This window comes from Pseudolabrys sp., assembly GCF_050250095.1.
Classification (GTDB): Bacteria; Pseudomonadota; Alphaproteobacteria; order Rhizobiales; family Xanthobacteraceae; genus Pseudolabrys.
In genome coordinates, this window is record NZ_JBFWPH010000003.1 from 58066 (window position 1) to 76006 (window position 17941).

The 17941-nt window shown below is 65.8% G+C and carries 17 protein-coding genes; 9 read left to right on the top strand and 8 right to left on the bottom strand.

Annotated features, from left to right (window positions below):
• Positions 1 to 13: 13 nt before the first annotated feature.
• Together ctaD and coxB are read right to left on the bottom strand one after the other, a co-directional pair.
• Positions 14 to 1621 carry a cytochrome c oxidase subunit I gene (ctaD, locus tag AB7F10_RS09745; protein ID WP_428560197.1) on the bottom strand — a complete coding sequence of 536 codons (1608 nt, stop codon included), beginning with the start codon at positions 1619 to 1621 and terminating at the stop codon, positions 14 to 16.
• Between the two features lie 65 nt (positions 1622 to 1686).
• Positions 1687 to 2562, bottom strand: coding sequence for a cytochrome c oxidase subunit II (gene coxB / locus AB7F10_RS09750; protein ID WP_428560200.1), 876 nt, complete (start codon positions 2560 to 2562; stop codon positions 1687 to 1689).
• 408 nt (positions 2563 to 2970) lie between these two features.
• Between coxB and AB7F10_RS09755 the strand changes: the two genes are divergently transcribed.
• A complete protein-coding gene (locus AB7F10_RS09755) occupies positions 2971 to 3513 on the top strand; it encodes an invasion associated locus B family protein (RefSeq protein WP_428560202.1) in 543 nt (180 codons plus the stop codon).
• Positions 3514 to 3536: 23 nt separating this feature from the next.
• Here the strand turns inward: AB7F10_RS09755 and AB7F10_RS09760 are convergent, their stop codons facing one another.
• On the bottom strand, positions 3537 to 4718 hold the full coding sequence (locus AB7F10_RS09760) for a uroporphyrinogen decarboxylase family protein (RefSeq protein ID WP_428560204.1): 1182 nt from the start codon (positions 4716 to 4718) through the stop codon (positions 3537 to 3539).
• Positions 4719 to 4872: 154 nt separating this feature from the next.
• Between AB7F10_RS09760 and AB7F10_RS09765 the strand changes: the two genes are divergently transcribed.
• The 6 genes from AB7F10_RS09765 to tldD all read left to right on the top strand — a co-directional run bounded on the left by AB7F10_RS09765 (position 4873) and on the right by tldD (position 10942).
• Positions 4873 to 6135, top strand: a complete 1263-nt coding sequence (locus tag AB7F10_RS09765; RefSeq protein WP_428560206.1) for an amino acid ABC transporter substrate-binding protein — start codon at positions 4873 to 4875, stop codon at positions 6133 to 6135.
• Positions 6136 to 6205: 70 nt separating this feature from the next.
• A complete protein-coding gene (locus AB7F10_RS09770; RefSeq protein WP_428560208.1) occupies positions 6206 to 7300 on the top strand; it encodes a LacI family DNA-binding transcriptional regulator in 1095 nt (364 codons plus the stop codon).
• The gene (locus AB7F10_RS09775; RefSeq protein WP_428560210.1) at positions 7297 to 8178 is read left to right on the top strand and encodes an NAD(P)-dependent oxidoreductase; all 882 of its coding nucleotides are present in this window, start codon (positions 7297 to 7299) and stop codon (positions 8176 to 8178) included. The genes AB7F10_RS09770 and AB7F10_RS09775 overlap by 4 nt, the downstream gene beginning before the upstream one ends.
• An 81-nt stretch (positions 8179 to 8259) precedes the next feature.
• A complete protein-coding gene (locus tag AB7F10_RS09780) occupies positions 8260 to 8682 on the top strand; it encodes a cupin domain-containing protein (RefSeq protein WP_428560212.1) in 423 nt (140 codons plus the stop codon).
• A complete protein-coding gene (locus tag AB7F10_RS09785; RefSeq protein WP_428560214.1) occupies positions 8679 to 9386 on the top strand; it encodes a fumarylacetoacetate hydrolase family protein in 708 nt (235 codons plus the stop codon). The genes AB7F10_RS09780 and AB7F10_RS09785 overlap by 4 nt, the downstream gene beginning before the upstream one ends.
• 134 nt (positions 9387 to 9520) lie before the next feature.
• Positions 9521 to 10942 carry a metalloprotease TldD gene (tldD, locus tag AB7F10_RS09790; protein ID WP_428560216.1) on the top strand — a complete coding sequence of 474 codons (1422 nt, stop codon included), beginning with the start codon at positions 9521 to 9523 and terminating at the stop codon, positions 10940 to 10942.
• A gap of 181 nt (positions 10943 to 11123) precedes the next feature.
• Here tldD and AB7F10_RS09795 read toward each other — a convergent pair whose 3' ends face one another.
• Positions 11124 to 11666 carry a PAN domain-containing protein gene (locus AB7F10_RS09795; RefSeq protein WP_428560218.1) on the bottom strand — a complete coding sequence of 181 codons (543 nt, stop codon included), beginning with the start codon at positions 11664 to 11666 and terminating at the stop codon, positions 11124 to 11126.
• Between the two features lie 211 nt (positions 11667 to 11877).
• On the opposite strand from AB7F10_RS09795, the gene AB7F10_RS09800 reads away from it, so the two are divergent.
• Positions 11878 to 13545: a glycosyltransferase family 39 protein gene (locus AB7F10_RS09800; RefSeq protein ID WP_428560220.1), complete on the top strand. Its 1668-nt coding sequence runs from the start codon at positions 11878 to 11880 to the stop codon at positions 13543 to 13545.
• Positions 13546 to 13682: 137 nt separating this feature from the next.
• Here AB7F10_RS09800 and AB7F10_RS09805 read toward each other — a convergent pair whose 3' ends face one another.
• A complete protein-coding gene (locus AB7F10_RS09805; RefSeq protein WP_428560222.1) occupies positions 13683 to 14060 on the bottom strand; it encodes a DUF1127 domain-containing protein in 378 nt (125 codons plus the stop codon).
• Between the two features lie 227 nt (positions 14061 to 14287).
• Between AB7F10_RS09805 and AB7F10_RS09810 the strand changes: the two genes are divergently transcribed.
• A complete protein-coding gene (locus tag AB7F10_RS09810; RefSeq protein ID WP_428560225.1) occupies positions 14288 to 15166 on the top strand; it encodes a LysR substrate-binding domain-containing protein in 879 nt (292 codons plus the stop codon).
• Position 15167: 1 nt separating this feature from the next.
• Here AB7F10_RS09810 and ybaK read toward each other — a convergent pair whose 3' ends face one another.
• From ybaK to AB7F10_RS09825, 3 genes are all read right to left on the bottom strand, one after another.
• Positions 15168 to 15638: a Cys-tRNA(Pro) deacylase gene (ybaK, locus tag AB7F10_RS09815; protein WP_428560227.1), complete on the bottom strand. Its 471-nt coding sequence runs from the start codon at positions 15636 to 15638 to the stop codon at positions 15168 to 15170.
• Between the two features lie 35 nt (positions 15639 to 15673).
• Positions 15674 to 17044, bottom strand: a complete 1371-nt coding sequence (locus AB7F10_RS09820) for a glutamate--cysteine ligase (protein ID WP_428560230.1) — start codon at positions 17042 to 17044, stop codon at positions 15674 to 15676.
• Between the two features lie 136 nt (positions 17045 to 17180).
• Complete coding sequence (locus tag AB7F10_RS09825) at positions 17181 to 17852, bottom strand: aquaporin (protein ID WP_428560232.1); 672 nt, start codon at positions 17850 to 17852, stop codon at positions 17181 to 17183.
• Positions 17853 to 17941 lie beyond the last annotated feature (89 nt).

A 17941-nucleotide genomic window follows, 5' to 3' on the forward strand; every position in this document is an offset into this window, starting at 1 on the left:
CCCTGTCCGAGCTTTACTTGATCCGCGGCAGCGTTTCGAACTGATGGAACGGCGGCGGCGAGGTCAGCGTCCACTCGAGCGTGGTCGCGCCGGGACCCCACGGGTTGTTGCCGGCGACCCGCTTCTTCACGAAAGCCTCGATCATGCCGAAGAAGAAGATCAGCACGGCGAAGCCGGAAATGTAGGAGCCGATCGACGACACCAGATTCCAGCCGGCGAACGCATCCGGATAATCCGCGTAGCGGCGCGGCATGCCGGCGAGGCCGAGGAAGTGCTGCGGGAAGAACACCAGGTTCACGCCGATGAAGGTGACCCAGAAGTGCAGCTTGCCGATGGTGTCGTTGTACATGTAGCCGGAGATCTTCGGGAACCAGTAGTACCAGCCGGCGAAGATCGCGAACACCGCGCCGAGCGACAGCACATAGTGGAAGTGCGCGACGACGTAATAGGTGTCCTGCAGGATGCGGTCGACGCCCGCATTGGCGAGCACGACGCCGGTGACGCCGCCGACCGTGAACAGGAAGATGAAGCCGAACGCCCACAGCATCGGCGTCTTGAACTCGATGGAACCGCCCCACATGGTGGCGATCCACGAGAAGATCTTCACGCCGGTCGGCACCGCGATCACCATCGTGGCGGCGACGAAGTAGGCCTGCGCGCCGGTCGACATGCCGACCGTGTACATGTGATGCGCCCACACCACGAAGCCGATGCCGCCGATCGCGACCATGGCGTAGGCCATGCCGAGATAGCCGAACACCGGCTTGCGCGAGAAGGTCGACACGATCTGCGAGATCATGCCGAAGCCCGGCAGGATGAGAATGTAGACCTCGGGGTGACCGAAGAACCAGAACAGGTGCTGGTAGAGGATCGGGTCGCCGCCGTTTTCGGCCGTGAAGAAGGTGGTGCCGAAGTTACGGTCGGTGAGCAGCATGGTGATCGCGCCGGCGAGAACCGGCAGCGACAGCAGCAGCAGGAACACCGTCACCAGGATCGACCACACGAACAGCGGCATCTTGTGCAGGGTCATGCCCGGCGCGCGCATGTTGAAGATGGTGGTGATGAAGTTGATGGCGCCGAGGATCGACGACGCGCCGGCCAGATGCAGCGACAGGATCGCGAAGTCGACGGCCGGTCCCGGATGGCCCGAGGTCGACAGCGGCGCGTAGAGGGTCCAGCCGCCGCCGACGCCGTTGGCGCCCGGCTCGCCCTCGACGAACAGCGAGATGATGAGCAGCGAGAACGAAGCCGGCAACAGCCAGAACGAGATGTTGTTCATCCGCGGGAACGCCATGTCCGGCGCGCCGATCATCAGCGGCACGAACCAGTTGCCGAAGCCGCCGATCATCGCCGGCATCACCATGAAGAAGATCATGATCAGGCCGTGCGCGGTGGTGAACACGTTGAAGGTGTGCGGATCGGCGAAGATCTGCATGCCCGGTTCCTGCAGCTCGAGGCGCATGCCGATCGACAGCGCGCCGCCGATCACACCGGCCATCAGCGCGAACACCAGATACATGGTGCCGATGTCCTTGTGGTTCGTCGAATAGACGAACCGCCGCCAGCCGGTCGGATGGCCGTGGTCGTCGTGAGCGCCGTGAGCTGCTGCGTGGGTAGCCATTGTTCTCGTCCTTACAGACCGGAGTGATGTCGCCGCCTAATTACGTTCCGCTTCTTTCGCCCGCGTCACCGAACGGCTTCCGCCGCCGCGAGCTGCGGCTTGGCGGCGTCGCCCTCCGCGACCTTCGGCGCGGGGGCGCTGTCGTCGGTGGCAAACTTCTTCTTCGCCTGATCGAGCCACGCCGTGTAGGCGCTGTCGCTGACCACGCGGACGGCGATCGGCATGAAGGCGTGATCCTTGCCGCACAGCTCGGAGCACTGGCCGTAATACATGCCTTCCTTGGTCGCCTTGAACCAGGTCTCGTTGATGCGGCCGGGGATCGCGTCGATCTTGATGCCGAACGACGGCACCGCGAAGGCGTGGATGACGTCGGCGCCGGTGGTCAGAACGCGCACCACCTTGTTGACCGGCACGACGAGCTCGTTATCGACCGACAGGAGGCGCGGCTGGTCGGCCTTCAGATCCTTCGTCTGCACCATCAGCGAGTCGAATTCGATCTTCGCGTCGGGATAGCTGTAGGTCCAGAACCACTGCTTGCCGGTCGCCTTCACGGTGACGTCGGCTTTCGGCACCTCGAGCTGAAGAAACAGGAGGCGGAACGAGGGAACCGCGATGGTGACGAGGATCACCACGGGCACCACGGTCCAGAGCACCTCGATCAGCGTGTTGTGCGTGGTGCGCGACGGCGTCGGATTGCGGCGCGCGTTGAAGCGCACCATCACGTAGAGGAGCAGCGCCAGCACGAACACCGAGATGAGGACGATCAGCCACAGCAGATAGTGGTGGAACCAGACGATGTCTTCCATCACCGGCGAGGCCGCCTGCTGCGGCCCGAGCTGCCACGGCGACGGTTGCCCGAGCCCTGCCCACGCCATCCCGCTTCCGGCCAAAATGGTGACGCATGCGACCAGAGTGGCGATCAACCGATTGAATTCCCGCATCTTCGTCCGCGCTCCTTCGACGAAAATCAGCCGCGATGGGTCCCAACTGCCGCGCATCGCAGGCTTGATATCCGGCTCGGTCCCGCAACGCGCGGCTGCCTGCCACGGGCGTGGCACCTTGCGTTGTCGCGCGGCGGGACGGGGGGAAATCCCGGCCTCTCAAACCACAATTCGGCGGCAGCCGCAATGCACCTTGGAACGAGGAAAAACGGCGGACGGGCTTACCCCCAGATGTCTGAAATGCAGAATAATTCGGGCCTCCGCGGCGCGCGGCGGCGGCCTTCCGCAAGCCGCTCTTGCTTGACATCGCCGGCGGGGCGTGACCCAACCGGTCCACGCACTATGATGCGAACCGGCGGGCGATTCGGACGGGCCGGTCCCTTTTCACGGCCGGCGCAGAGGGTCGGAATGACACGGAAATCGGGCGTGGCGGCAGCCATTCCGGCATGGTTCAAGTCGATCGCGCAGGCCGCCCTGCTGGCGGCGGCGGTCACGGCCGGTTGCGCGACGGAAGGCTTCGCGCAGGGCGCGGTCCGCTCGGTTCATCAGGACTGGCAGATCCGCTGCGATACCCCGCCCGGAGCGTCCGGCGAACAGTGCGCCCTGATGCAGAGCGTCACAGCCGAAGATCGCGCCAATGTCGGCCTCACCGTCATCGTCCTCAAGACCGCCGACCAGAAGAGCAAGCTGATGCGGGTGGTGGCGCCGCTCGGCGTGCTGCTGCCGTCGGGCCTCGGCCTCAAGATCGACCAGACCGACATCGGCCGCGCCGGCTTCGTGCGCTGCCTGCCGAACGGCTGCATCGCCGAAGTGGTAATGGACGACGAACTGCTGAAAAAGCTGCGCAGCGGCAAGACCGCGACCTTCATCATCTTCCAGACGCCGGAAGAAGGTGTCGGCTTCCCGATGAGCCTCAAGGGCTTCAGCGAAGGCTACGACAAGCTGCCATAACCCGCGCCACCTGCCCTGCTTCGTCAGCTTTTGGTAATGGTCAGCGAATAGCGCGGATCGGCCGCGAGACACTCCGCCGGCGGCAGGCCGAGTTCCCGCTTCACGATATTCGTGCCGAGCACCATCGAAACCATCTTGTAGGAGGCATGGCGGCGGCCCATGCCCTCGCGGCCCATGCCGCAGTCCGACGAAATGATGAGCCGCTCCGGCGGAATGTATTTCAGCGCTTCGCGGATCAGCGCGGCGATGTCTTCCGGACGCTCGACCTGCAGCGTGTGGTGGTCGATGACGCCGATGACGACTTTCTTGTCCTTGATGCGCTCGCCGATCGCTTTCAGGTCGCCCGGCCCCGACGAGCAGGTCTCGAAGGTGATGACGTCGGCGTCGAGTTCGTTCAACGCCTCCAGCGTGGGCTGATAGCTCTGCGTTTCCTTGAAAATGCGCTGCTGCGACGGGTTGCCCCAACAGGTGTGGCACCACACCTCGGTTTTCCTGGCCAGGCCCTTCACCGTGTTGTTGAAGATGCCGATCAGCTCTTTCACATCGAGCTTGCCGAACGCCTTGCCGCGCACCGGCACCATATGGATTTGCGGCTCTTCCATCTGGACGACCGGACAGCCGGCGTCGGCGAGTTCGTTCAGCTCCGCGTTGAGCGCCTCGCTGAAGGCCATGGTGCGCTCGACCGGGTCCTTGTAGTGCTCGTCGGCAACGGACGCCGCGAGCAGTTCGGGCAGGATGGTGCCGAACTTGACCGGGCGTTTCGTCATGCGCTGCGCCACCTTCCACATCGCGGCGTATTGCAGGTTGCCCCGCCCGATCGGCCCGGTGACTTTCGGGAACACGCGCGCCTCGAGGAAGTCGTGCAGGATGTGGCCGCGCGGATAGGCGACCGCGCCGACATTGTATATGGAGGCCTGCGGCTCCTTGCTGAAGCCGTCCATATGGCGCGGCGCGTAGCTCTGCCAGCTCATGCCGCCCACTTCCTCGTCATAGTGAGCGTCGCCGTCGGTGCAGATGTCGAGGCCCGCGATCTCCTGCGCGCGCAGGAACGACGACACCGCGTCCTCGTACTGCTCGCGGTAGCGCGAATTGACCATCGCCTCGAGAAAGCTGTGCGAGCCGAGCGTGGCGTTGTACCAGCTGGGCCGCGGCAGCGACCCGATGATCGACGTCGGCATCAAGACGCCCGCGGAACCCTTGATCATTGGCAGCCTCCCCAATTCCGTTTTCTTGAACTCGTTGCCCGCACTATTCCACCCCCGCGCGGCGATGGCAATCGTTTGCCATCTTTTGCAAAGCTGCTAGGCTCGCGGGCGATCCGGAACGCCGGACAAGCCAAGCATGGGGAGGGAGTTCATCATGACCATTCGCGCACCGATGCTGCGCGCCGCGCGCGCCTGCGCGGCGGCCGCATTCGCCGTCATCGCCGCATTGTCGTTGTCCGCCGCGCCAGCGGCGGCGGCCGATCCGCTCCGCATCGGCCTGAGCCTCAGCCTCACCGGCCCGACCTCGCCGGCCGGCAAGCAGGTGCTGGCGGGACTCGAAATCTGGCGCGACGACATCAATAAAAAGGGCGGCCTGCTCGGCCGCCAGGTCGAGCTTGTCTACTACGACGACCAGGGTAAGCCGGCCAACGCGCCCGGCATCTACGCCAAGCTGATCGGCGTCGACAATGTCGACCTCATCATCGGCCCCTACAGCACCAACGTGATCGCCGCCGCGCTGCCCGGCATCATCCAGAAGAAGCGCATGACGCTCGGCATCTTCGGCCTCGGCGCCAACAAGAGTTTCAAGTACCCGCAATACTTCTCGATGAACTCGCAAGGCCCCTCGCCGGCGAACTATTCGAAATGCGTGTTCGATCTCGCCGCCGAGCAAAACCCGAAGCCGAAGCGCGTCGCGCTGGTCGGCGCCGACGTCGAATATTCCCGCAACGCGCTCGACGGCGCGCGCGAAAACGCCAAGAAGATGGGCTTCGAGGTCGTGTTCGACCGCGCCTACCCGCTCAACACCAGCGACTTCACGTCGATCGTGCGGGCAATGAAGGCCGCCAATCCCGACTTCGTCTATGCGGCGACGCTGCCGATCGACACCGTCGGCATCATTCGCGCCTCGCAGGAAGTCGACTTCAAGCCGAAGATGATCGGCGGCGCGATGCTCGGCCTGCTCGTCACCGGCATCAAGCAGCAGCTTGGCCCGCTGGTGAACGGCTACATCAGCAACGAGTTCTACATCCCGGCGCCGAGCCTGCAGTTCACCGGCACCAAGGCCTTCATGGACGAGTACCAGAAGCGTGCCAAGGACATCGGCACCGACCCGCTCGGCTACACCTATCCGCCCTACGCCTACGCGGCGGGGCAGATTCTCGCGCAGGCGGTCACCGCGACGAAATCGACCGACGATGCGAAGCTTGCCGACTACATCCGCAAGACGACATTCGACACCATCATCGGCCCGATCGCGTTCGGGCCGGACGGTGAATGGACCGAGGCCCGCATCATCTGCATCCAGTTCCAGGGCGTCACCGGCAACGACATGGCGCAGTTCACCGACTGGTCGCGTCAGGTCGTCGTCTATCCGCCGAAGTACAAGGCCGGGAACTTGAAGTACCCGCTGCAATAGGTCATGTGACGCAGCGATCGGAATGCGATCCGGGCCATCCGGCCCGGATCGACAGAGACGGGATGTCGCGTTGAAGAAGAACCCGAAATCGTCCGCCCACAAGCGCCCGACGCTCAAGGACATCGCGCGCGACCTCGGGCTGCATGTCTCGACGATCTCGCGCGCGCTCAACCCCGAGACCAGGCACGGCGTTTCGCCGGGCCTGGCCGACAAGATCCGCCGCGCCAGCGCACGGCGCGGCTATCGCCCGAACGCCGCCGCCTACAACCTGAAGACCAACCGCTCGCGCATCGTCGGCGTCGTCATCCCCGACATCACCGACCCGGTGTTTCCGCCGATCATTCGCGGCATCGAGGACGGGCTCGCGCGGCACGGCTATGTCGCGGTGATCGCCAACACCGACGGCAACGCGCAGAAGGAAGCGCAGGTGATCGACTCGATGCGCGGCCGCGGCGTCGACGGGCTGATCCTCGCCAGCGTATTGCGCCACGATCGCGACGCCGTGACCGCGGCCGAGGGATTGCCGGTCGTCACCGTCAGCCGCCGCACCGACGACACCGATTATTCCTCCGTCGTGCATGACGAGGACGACGGCGTCCGGCAGGTGCTGACCCATCTCGCCTCGCTCGGCCATCGCAACATCGTCACCATCGCCGGCCCGCAGACGATCTCGACCGGTTACAACCGCTATTCGAGCTACGTCCATCATTGCGAGAGGCTGAAGCTTGGCGCGGCGCAGCCGCTCGCCTCGTTCGCGCGCGCCTTCAACGAGACCGAAGGCGAGCGCTGCGCCGAGGAACTGCTCGCCACGGGCCGCAAGTTCACGGCCATCGTCTGCGCCAACGACCGGCTCGCGGTCGGCGTCGTCACGACGCTGCGCCGCCACGGCATCGATTGCCCGCGCGACATCTCGGTGACCGGCTTCAACGACATGCCGCTCTGCGACCGGCTTTATCCGCCGCTCACCACGGTGCGCGTGCAACATCACCGCGCCGGCCTCGAGGCCGCCGAGGCCATGGTCGGCATCATTACGAAGAGCGTCACCACGCCTCGGCATATCGTGCTGCCGGTCGCGCTGGTCGCGCGGGAATCGACGCAGCCGCCCGCCGCCGTGCGCGTCGAGCGGCGTTTGCAGACTCACGGAAACAGGGCTTCCCGGAAATGAACATCGGATTTATCGGCCTCGGCGACATGGGCCAGTTGATCGTGCCGCGGCTGATCGAGGCCGGACACACCGTTACCGGCTGGAACCGCTCGCGCGGCAAGGCCGAACCGCTGATCGCGCAAGGCATGCGCTGGGGCGGCACGCCGCGCGAAGTCGCCGCGCAATCCGAGATCGTGTTCTCGATCGTCACCGACGGCGCCGCCGTGAAGGCCGTCGCGCTCGGGCCGGACGGCATCGTGTCCGGACTGAAAAAAGACGGCGTCTATATCGACATGAGCACGATCCTGCCGAGCGACAGCCGCGAGGTGTCCGCGGCCTTCGCCAAGGCCGGACTGACGATGCTCGACGGCCCGATCTCCGGCAGCCCCGTCACCGTGAAGGCCGGACAGGCCTCGATCATGATCGGCGGCGACAAGGCGGCGTTCGACAAGGTGACGCCGGTGCTGCTCGCGATCGGCCCCAAGGTCACGCATATCGGCGAGAGCGGCATGGCCTGCCAGATGAAGATCGCCATCAACCTGCTGCTGATGGTCGAGGTGATCTGCTTCGGTGAGGCGGTGGCGCTGGCGGAGAAAGGCGGCGTCGGCCGCGAGATCGCGGTGGACGCGATCCTGAAAAGCGTCGCGGCCTCGCCAGTGCTCGGCTATCGCGGGCCGTTCGTGATCGACGGCAAGATGCCGGCGAAACCGCTCGCCGACGTGACGCTGCAGCAGAAGGACATGACGCTGGCGTTGACGCTCGGCCGCACGCTCGGCAGTCCGGTGCCGCTCGCCGCCGCCGCCAATGAAATCATGAACGCCTGCCGCGGCCTCGGCATCGACGCCAACGACTTCGTGGTGGCGCACCGCGTCTACCGCAAGCTCGGCGGACAGGATTAAAGCTCGGAGAGAACGACCATGTCACAGGGCGAGAAAATCGGATCGGCACTGGCCAAGGCCATCAAAGGGACTACGACGAAAATGAAAGACGACGCTCCGGCGACCAGGATGTACCGCACCAACATCAAGAACGTGCCGAAGGTCGAAGGCCTCAAGCGCGAGGACGGCTGGATCGATATGCAGGTGCAGTTCCTGATCGACAAGAAATCGGCCGGCGTCGACAACGTGATCGGCTGGACCGTGCTGAAGCCCGGCGCGAGCCATGACAGCCATCGCCATCACAACTGCGACGAGTTCTTCATCGTGCTGAAAGGCAAGGGCCACATCATCACCGAGAACGGCCTCGAGCCGTCCGGCGAAGGCGACGTGGTCTATTCGCCGCGCGACTGCTGGCACGGCTTCAACAACACCTCGAACGAAGACGTCGTGCTGGTGTGGGGCTGGATGGGCGCCGGCTCGATCGACGACTCCGGCTATCAGGTCCATCCGGAGCATCACAAGTGACGGCCTTCACCGACGATCCGCGCGTCCGCAAGGGACTTGAGACGCAACTCGCGGAGCGGCGCCGACGCATCGCGGCCGGCGAGAAGCCACTCGGCTGGAAGATGGGATTCGGCGCTCCCGCCGCGCTGACGCTGATGAAAATCCCGATGCCGCTGATCGGCTATCTGATGGCCGGTGCGCAACTCCCGTCGGGCGCGACCGTCAATGTGAAGGACTACACCAAGCCGGTGGCGGAGCCAGAGGTCGCGGTGCGGCTCGGCGGCGCTGTCCTGCCCGGCTTCACGCCGGCGCGGGCGAAGGCCTGCGTCAACGCCGTGAAGCCGGCCATCGAGATCGCGGACCTCAACATCCCGCCCGCCCCCGACGCAGTCGAGGCGATCCTCGCCGGCGACATTTTCCAGCGCCATGTCGTGCTCGGCGAAGCCGCGCGCGCCGGCGGCAGCATCGACGGCCTGACCGCCAGCATCGTGCGCCGCGGCGCGGAGGCCGGCCGCACGGCGGACATCGAGGCGCTGACCGGCAAGATCCCGGAACTGCTGGTGCATCTTGCCGACACGCTTGCGGCGTTCGGCGAAAAGCTCTCGGCCGGCGACCTCGTCATCTGCGGTTCGGTCTTCCCGCCGCCGATGATCGAGACGGACGAAACCGAGTTCGCCTACTCGCTGGCGCCGATCGGCGATATTTCGGTCCGCTTCACCCGGTAAATCCGGCCAGTAGAGCTTTTTATTTTATCGCGTTTTCTTCACGCGAACCGGTTTCCACTTCGCTCGAAAACGCTCTAGGGCGCTCTCGCGGAATCGGCCGCGAGGGCTTATCTGTGTCGGGAACGGAGCCTCATATGGATAAAGCCACCGCCTCCCTCATCGACTGCGCCGGCCTCGACCGCGGGCAGGTCGGCAAGATCGTCTCGCGCGGCCTCGAAGGCGCCGACGACGGCGAACTGTTCCTCGAATATCGCCAGTCGGAAGGCCTCGTATTCGACAACGGCCGGCTGAAGCAGGCGACCTATGACACCGCGCAGGGTTTCGGCCTGCGCGCGGTGAAGGACGAAGCGGTCGGCTACGCCCACGCCTCCGACATGTCGGAAGCGGCCATCGCCCGCGCGGCGGAAGCGGTGCGCGCGGTCAAGGGCGGCTACAGCGGCACTTACGCCGACGCCCCGGCCCGCACCAACCGCAAGCTCTATGGCGACGACAATCCGCTCGCGACACCGGCGTTCGACGCCAAGGTGAAGCTGCTCGAGCAGATCGACGCTTATGCGCGCGCGAAAGACCCGCGCGTGCGGCAGGTATCGGCGAGCGTCGCCGCGACCTGGCAGGTGGTCGAGATTTTGCGCGCCGATGGCGAGACCTATCGCGACGTGCGGCCGCTGGTGCGCATGAGCGTGTCGGTCGTGGTCGGCGATGGCGACCGGCAGGAGACCGGAAGTTACGGCTGCGGCGGCCGCGAAGGCTTCGAGCGGTTCGTTACGGAAGAGTCCTGGCGCGGCGCGGTCGACGAAGCGATCCGGCAGGGTCTCGTCAATCTCTCGGCGGTCGCGGCGCCGGCCGGCGAAATGGACGTCGTACTCGGGTCCGGCTGGCCGGGCGTGATGCTGCACGAGGCGGTCGGCCACGGCCTCGAAGGCGATTTCAACCGCAAGAAGACCTCCGCCTTCGCCGGGCTGATGGGCCAGCAGGTCGCGGCCAAGGGCGTCACCGTGGTCGACGACGGCACCATCGCGTCACGCCGCGGCTCGCTGTCGATCGACGACGAAGGCACGCCGACCGGCCGCACCGTTCTGATCGAGGACGGCATCCTCGTCGGCTACATGCAGGACCGGCAGAACGCGCGGCTGATGAACATGAAACCGACCGGCAACGGCCGGCGCGAGAGCCACGCGCATGTGCCGATGCCGCGCATGACCAACACCTATATGCTCGCCGGCCGGCACGCGCCCGAGGAGATCATCGCCTCGGTGAAGAATGGCCTCTATGCCGTCAATTTCGGCGGCGGCCAGGTCGACATCACGTCGGGCAAATACGTGTTCCAGTGCACCGAGGCCTATAGAATCGAAAACGGCAAGGTCACCGCGCCGGTGAAAGGCGCCATGCTGATCGGCAACGGGCCGACCGACCTGCATCGCATCTCGATGATCGGCAACGACTTCGCGCTCGATCCCGGCATCGGCACCTGCGGCAAGAACGGCCAGGGCGTGCCGGTCGGCGTCGGCCAGCCGTCATTGCGGATGGACCGCATCACGGTGGGCGGGACGGGCTGAGTTCGTCGTTCGCCCCACATTATTTTGGATTGTCATCGCCCGCCACTGGGCCGCGCAAGCGCGCCCGATGACAAGCTCCGGCGGGCGATCCAGTACACACCGTCGAAGCCTTAGTTTACTGGATGCCCCGCATTCGCGGGGCATGACATCGGAGATAAACGGGGAATGAGCGGAGTTCGCCCTACCGCACCACGCCTGAAATGCAGCACGGCTTGCGCCGCGGCCGCTTGATCTTGTCCTTCAGGTAGCAGCGCGGCGCGACGCTGATGTAACCCTTGCGCACGAAGGTCCAGGCCCGGCATTTCTTGTCGCCTTCGCACGCCGCCTTGCACGCGACGTCGTTGGCATCGTTGGGCAAATCGAAATAGCGATAGTCGCCGCCGAGCCGGTCGGTCGAATATTCGATCGGGCCGCTGCGCCGCTCGATCACGCCCGCGCCGCGCACGCCTGAAATGCAGCAGTCGCGCTCAACCCGCGGCGGCACGGAATTCTTGAGCCAGCAGGTCGCCGGCTGGCGGTCGGTCCGCGGGTAGGAAAACGACCAGGCGCGGCACTTGTTGTCGCGCTCGCAGCGCGTCGCGCAGGCGGCCGGGTCGCCGTTGCGAAGCTGGAAACTCATGTAGTCGCCGCCCGGCCGGTCGAAGCCGCTTTGCGCAAACGCCGCGCCGCCCGCGAAAACGAGCGCGGCCAGCGCAACCAAAGCTGCCCGGATGATCGCCGCCAAGCCGAGAACTCCCTCAATGGCCGGACCCTAGCCGGTCCGCCGCGCAATTGCATCCGGGCGCCTTTTGCGTCCCCGCGCCCGTTTGCAGGTGCAGCATGACAACAGCGGGAACGCGGGTCAAAATCCAACCGGGGATAGGGCTGACTTTGCCGGGTCTTTGCCATCAACATTTCGTGCGGCGGCGGCCGCGCGTCCAACGCCGGTTGCCGCGATGAGCACCGGCAGCCGCTTTGTCGTGGCCAGAGGCCGGCTGTCGTGGCGCGATCCGTCGGGCAGGCATCTGCGGGACTACGACCTTTGGGACATCGCCATCGTCGCGCTGCTCGCCGCGCTGGGCATCCTCGTCCTCGCCACCTTCGGCGACTACGCGGTCTCCAATGACGAAGAGGTGCAGCGCCATTACGGCGAACTGATCCTGCAATTCTATTACAGCGGCCTGCACGATCAGGCGCTGTTCCACTACAAGAACCTCTATCTCTATGGCGGGCTGTTCGACATCGTGAGCGGCCTCGTCGAGCGCTTGCTGCCCGGCGTCGAGCCCTATGCCATCCGCCACGTGCTCTGCGCGCTGACCGGCATCGCCGGAATAGCGGCGACCGCAGCGATTGCGCGGCTGATTGCCGGCCCCCGCGCCGGTTTCATCGCGGCCGTCGCGCTCGCGGTTTGCGGGCCGTGGTACGGCGCGATGTTCAACCACACCAAGGATATCCCCTTCGCCGCGGCGATGGCCGGTGGCTTCTTCTTTCTGCTGCGCGCGACACGGCAGTTTCCGCGGCCGCAAGCCGGCCACATCGTGCCGTTCGGATTGCTGCTCGGCGCAGCGCTCGGCATCCGCGTACTGGCGCTGCTGCTCGTCGGCTATGCCGGCCTCGCGGTGGCGGCGCGCACGCTGCAGAAGCGATCCAGCTCATGGCGCGACCGGCTCGATTTTTTCGCCCGTTCGGCGCTGGCGCTGATCCCGGTCTTTGTCATCGGCTATGCGATCATGATTGTCGCCTGGCCCTGGGCCGGGCTTGCGCCGCTCAATCCCATTCGCGGCCTCGTCGACTTCGGCAATTTCCACTACGATATCCGCACCATCCTCGACGGCCGGGTCTACGTGATGGACGCGGTGCCGCGCTGGTACGTGCCCGCTTATCTCCTCATCAAGCTCCCGCTCGTGCTGCTTGCGGGCGCGAGCGTCGCAATCGTCATGCTGGCCGCGCGATGGCGCGACATCGCGCATGGCAACCGCGCCTTCGAAACGGCGCTGCTTGCATTCGCGGCGTTGTTTCCGGTGCTGTGCGAGGTGATCGAGAAAGGCCCGGCTTTCACCGGCCTGCGGCACTTCCTGTTCGTCGTGCCGATGCTGGCGGCGCTGGCCGGGATCGGCTTCGACGCCCTGTTGTCACGGCTGCGGAACTGGTGGCCGAAAGCCGCCGCGGCCGGCCTCGCTGCGCTCGCCGCCGTGACGGTGTGGACCACGGCAAAGCTCGTGCAGTTGCACCCTTACGAATACCTGTACTTCAACCCGCTGGTCGGCGGGCTACAGGGCGCGAGCGGACGCTACGCCACCGACTACTGGGTCAACATCATGCCGGAAGCGGTCGAGCGGCTTGAGGATTACGTCGCGCAGCTCGATCGCGCGGGCGGCCACCCGCAGCGCTATCTCGTCGCGGTGTGCGGCGAGCGCGTGCCGTTCGAGGTCGAGGCCAACAGCCGCCTGCAATGGACCGACGACTGGGATCGCGCCGAGTTCTTCATCGCGCCGACCCACATGAACTGCGACCGCGCGCTGACGGGCCGCATCATCTCCGGCATCGACCGGCTCGGTGCGCGGATCGGCGTGGTGAAGGACCGGCGCAGCGTCCTGCGCAACGACGTCGCGCGACATCCCTGAAAAGCTTCGCCTGAAAAACTTTGCGCCCGCCGGTGGGGCCAGCGGGCGCAAGATCCGGACGCAAGAGGGGATCGTTGCGACACTCCGGATCGAACGACCGATTGAGAGGGCTCGGCCGCTGTCTCATGAACCGCGCGTCAGATCATCGCCCGCGCCGGGCGAGTGAGCGACGGACGGCGGAAGCCATTCTCGACCGGCGGCGCGCCATCCGGGACCGAGGGCACGAGCGAGGTCACTCCGGCGCTGCGATTGCAGCGGCGTTCGGCCGCCCGCTCCTGCAGCAATTGCGTGGGGTCTTCCCAGATCGGACTCGAAAAGGCGTCGCGCAGGTCGGCCTGATTGATGCCCATGTCGGCGAGCATGCGCGGTTCGAGCCCGGCCAGAGCGTGCGCCTCACGGCGGTTCTGCCATGCGCGGGCAAGCATTTTCAGTCCCGACGCCGCGGTCACGGCCACGGCCGAAACGACCCGGCTCAGGGCGCCGAGGGCGATTGGAAGGACAGGATAGCTGCGCATGGGATGCTCCTATAAGTTGCAGACTTGCCGACCAGCATTGGCCCGCCGGCGGAGCCGAACCACCCGAAATCCCCACCCGAAATCAGGAAGTGATTTGCACCATGCTCCCGTCCCATTGATTAGTGAAACGAATGTTTTTTATCCGACCGATGAAATTCGATGATATAAGGGCCGGACGCCTCTGAAGCATCGGCCCCACAAGACTCGGGTCCCAAAGGATTTGGCCTATGACCGCCCTGATCGACGTCGACCAGCTTCGGACTTTCATCGCCATCGCCGAGACCGGCAGTTTCACCCGCGCCGCCGAGGTGGTGAACAAGACGCAGTCGGCGGTGTCGATGCAGATGAAGCGTCTGGAGGAGCGGCTCGACCGCGCCATCTTCGCGCGCGACGGCCGGGCCTCGAAGCTGACCGAAGACGGCGAGCGGCTGCTCGATTACGCGCGCCGCATCGTCAAGCTGAACATGGAGACCATCGCCGCGTTCTCCGACGCCGAGCTTTCCGGCCGGGTCCGGCTCGGCGTGCCGGACGACTACGCCGACCGCTATCTGCCCGAGATCATGGCGCGGTTCTCGCGCGCCTATCCCGGCGTCGAACTCACGGTGATCTGCGAGCCTTCGGTCGACCTGCTCGACCGCATCGACGCCAACGATCTCGATCTCGCGATCGTCACCGACTGCGAAAGCAAACGCGCCTCGGAAACCTTCCGCCGCGAGCGGCTGCTCTGGGTGGCGTCGAACCGCCACCCGACCCACATGGAAGAGCCGGTGCCGCTCGCGCTCGGCCGCCCGACCTGCAGCTGGCGGCGCGCGGCGATCGAGAAGCTCGACTCGATCGGCCGCCCCTATCGCATCCTCTATTCAAGCTCGAACGCCGGCGCGGTCGCCGCGGCGGTGTTGGCCGGCCTCGCGGTGTCGATCCTGCCGGAATCCGGCTTGCGCCCCGGCATGCGGGTGCTCGCCGCCGCCGACGGCTTCCCGGAACTGTCGTCCTGCCGGATCGGCCTCGTGCGCAACGCGCATGAAAGCTCGGCGCTGGCCGATGCACTGGCCGAACACGTCGTGTCCTCGCTCGACAACCTGTCGGAGCAGCAGGCAGCGGAGTAAATTAGCTCATCTCGGCCGCAACGGCCTTGAGCACGCGCGCCAGATCCTTGGTGGCCAGCTCGATCTGAAGCCCGCGCTGGCCGCCATTCACGAACACCGACGGAAAGGCGAGCACGGTTTTTTCGAGAAAGACCGGCGTCGGCCGTTTCTGGCCAAACGGAGAAATGCCGCCGATGTGGTAGCCGGTCAGGCGCTCGGCATCGGCCGGCGGCAGCATGGCCGCGCTCTTGGCATTCGCGGCGGCGGCGAGCTTCTTGAAATTGACGTCGCGGTTCGACGGCATCAGCACGCAGACGACATTGTCGTCCACCTTCGTCATCAGCGTCTTCAGCAGGCGGATCGGCAGGATGCCGAGCGCACGCGCGGCCTGGAGGCCGATATTCTCGGCCGACGGGTCGTATTGATACTCATGGAGGGTGAACGGAACGCTGGATCTCTCCAGAACCTGCGTTGCCGGTGTCGCTCTGGCCATCGCGAATGTCAGCCCAACCCAAAAGCCGAACGAATTCAGTATGCGTATTCGTTATAGATCGGGTCGACCGAGCGATTCCAGACGGTGTTGTACTTATCCAGCAGTTCTTCGGCGGGCGTGATGCCGCGTTCGACGAATTCCTGCAGCGGACGCAGGAAACCCGACTCATCCTGTCCCTTGGCGTCGCGCTTGTTGCGCCGCCGCAGTCCGGCGTCGGACAGCGTCAGGGTTTCGCGGGCCAGTTCGAGCAGATTGGTGTCGCGGATCGCCGCCTTGAAACCGAGCTTCGGCACGTCGTCGCGCAGCTTCTGCCGTTCCGCCGCGCTCCAGTCCTTGACCATGTCCCACGCCGCGCCGAGCGCGTCGTCATCGTACAGGAGCCCGATCCAGTAGGCGGTCAGCGACGGCAGCCGGCGCCACGGGCCGGAATCCGAGCCGCGCATCTCGAGATAGCGCTTGAGGCGCACCTCCGGGAAAATCGTGCTCAGATGATTGGCCCAGTCGGAGATGCTGGCGCGCTCGCCCGGCGCGCCGGGCAGCTTGCCGGCGAGCAGATCGCGGAACGACTGGCCGGCGACGTCGATGTAGCGGTCCCCGCGCTTGAGGAAATACATCGGCACGTCGAGCGCGTAATCGACGTAGCGCTCGAAGCCCATGCCGTCCTCGAAGGCGAACGGCAGCATGCCAGACCGGTCGGCGTCGGTGTCGGTCCAGATATGGGAGCGGAACGACAGCATGCCGTTCGGCTTGCCTTCGGTAAACGGCGAATTGGCGAACAGCGCGGTCGCGACCGGTTGCAGCGCGAGCGAGACGCGCAGCTTGCGCACCATGTCGGCTTCCGAGGAGAAGTCGAGATTGGTCTGCACCGTGCAGGTCCGGTACATCATGTCGAGGCCGAGACTGCCGACCTTCGGCATGTAGTTGGTCATGATCTTGTAGCGGCCCTTCGGCATCTTCGGCATGTCGGCGCGCGTCCAGTCCGGCGTCATGCCGATGCCGAGGAAGCGGATGTCGAGCGGCCGCGCCACCTCGCGCAGCTGCGCGAGATGCGCCATCAGCTCCGAGCAGGTCTGGTGCACCGTCTCGACCGGCGCGCCGGACAGTTCGAACTGCCCGCCGGGCTCCAGCGAAATGGCGCCGCCGCCGGTGACGTCGAACATCCCGATGATGTTCTCGCCTTCCATGATCGGCTCCCAGCCGAGCAGGTGCTGCATGCCTTCGAGCAGCTTGCGGATGCCGCGCGCGCCCTCGTAAGGCACCGGACGGCGGTCCTTCTGGCTGAAGGCGAACTTCTCGTGTTCGGTGCCGGCGCGGAACTGCGCCTTCGGCTTGTTGCCGGCCTCGAGCCAGGCGACGAGTTCGTCGCGCGTCTCGATGGGCGTCATGTCGATCTGGTCGCGAGCCATGAAGGGTCCGGCCGTTGCAAAGGTCGGCGACCTTATACGCAGGCCGCCCGAAGGGGCAATTGGGACTGATCGCTCGGCGGGGCTGCTATGCCAAGCGGCGGGAGGCGATTTCAGATGGCGGCAGCTGTCGGCGGTTTCAAGAGGACGCCGGCCAAAGGACACGCGCCGCGGCGCTCGCCAGCGCCATCCCCGCCAGCTGCGCGGCGACAAAGCCCGGAACGCCCGCCGGCGCGATGCCGGAGAACGTGTCGGTCAGGGCTCGTCCGATCGTCACGGCGGGATTGGCAAACGAGGTCGACGCCGTGAACCAGTAGGCCGCGGTGATATAGAGCCCCACCGCATAGGCGACCGCCGCGGGCCGGCGCGCGACGCAGCCGAAAATCGTCAGCAGCAGCCCGAAGGTCGCGACGGCTTCCGAGAGCCATTGCGCGTGTCCGCTGCGGACATGCTGCGACACCTGCCAGAGCGGCATCTCGAACATCGCGTGGGCAATCCAGACACCGGCCAATCCGCCGGCGATCTGCGCCAAGACGTACAGCATGGTATCGCCGCCGGACATTTCCCGCCGGACCGCAAAAGCGGCCGTGACGGCGGGATTGAAATGCGCGCCGGACACCGGGCCAAAGATCAGGATCAGTACAACCAGAATCGCGCTGGTCGGGATGGTGTTGCCGAGCAGCGCGATCGCGGCGTTTCCGCCGGCAAGCCGCTCCGCCATGATGCCGGAGCCGACCACGGTTGCGAGCAGCACGCCAGTGCCGAGCGCTTCGGCAAGCAGACGGCGCGGCAAGGGTTCGTTCACTGGCAAGTTCCCATCTCCCGCTCATTCCCGCGAAAGCGGGAATCCAGCCATTCTTGACAATAAACCTGGACCCCCGCTTTCGCGGGGGTGAGCGG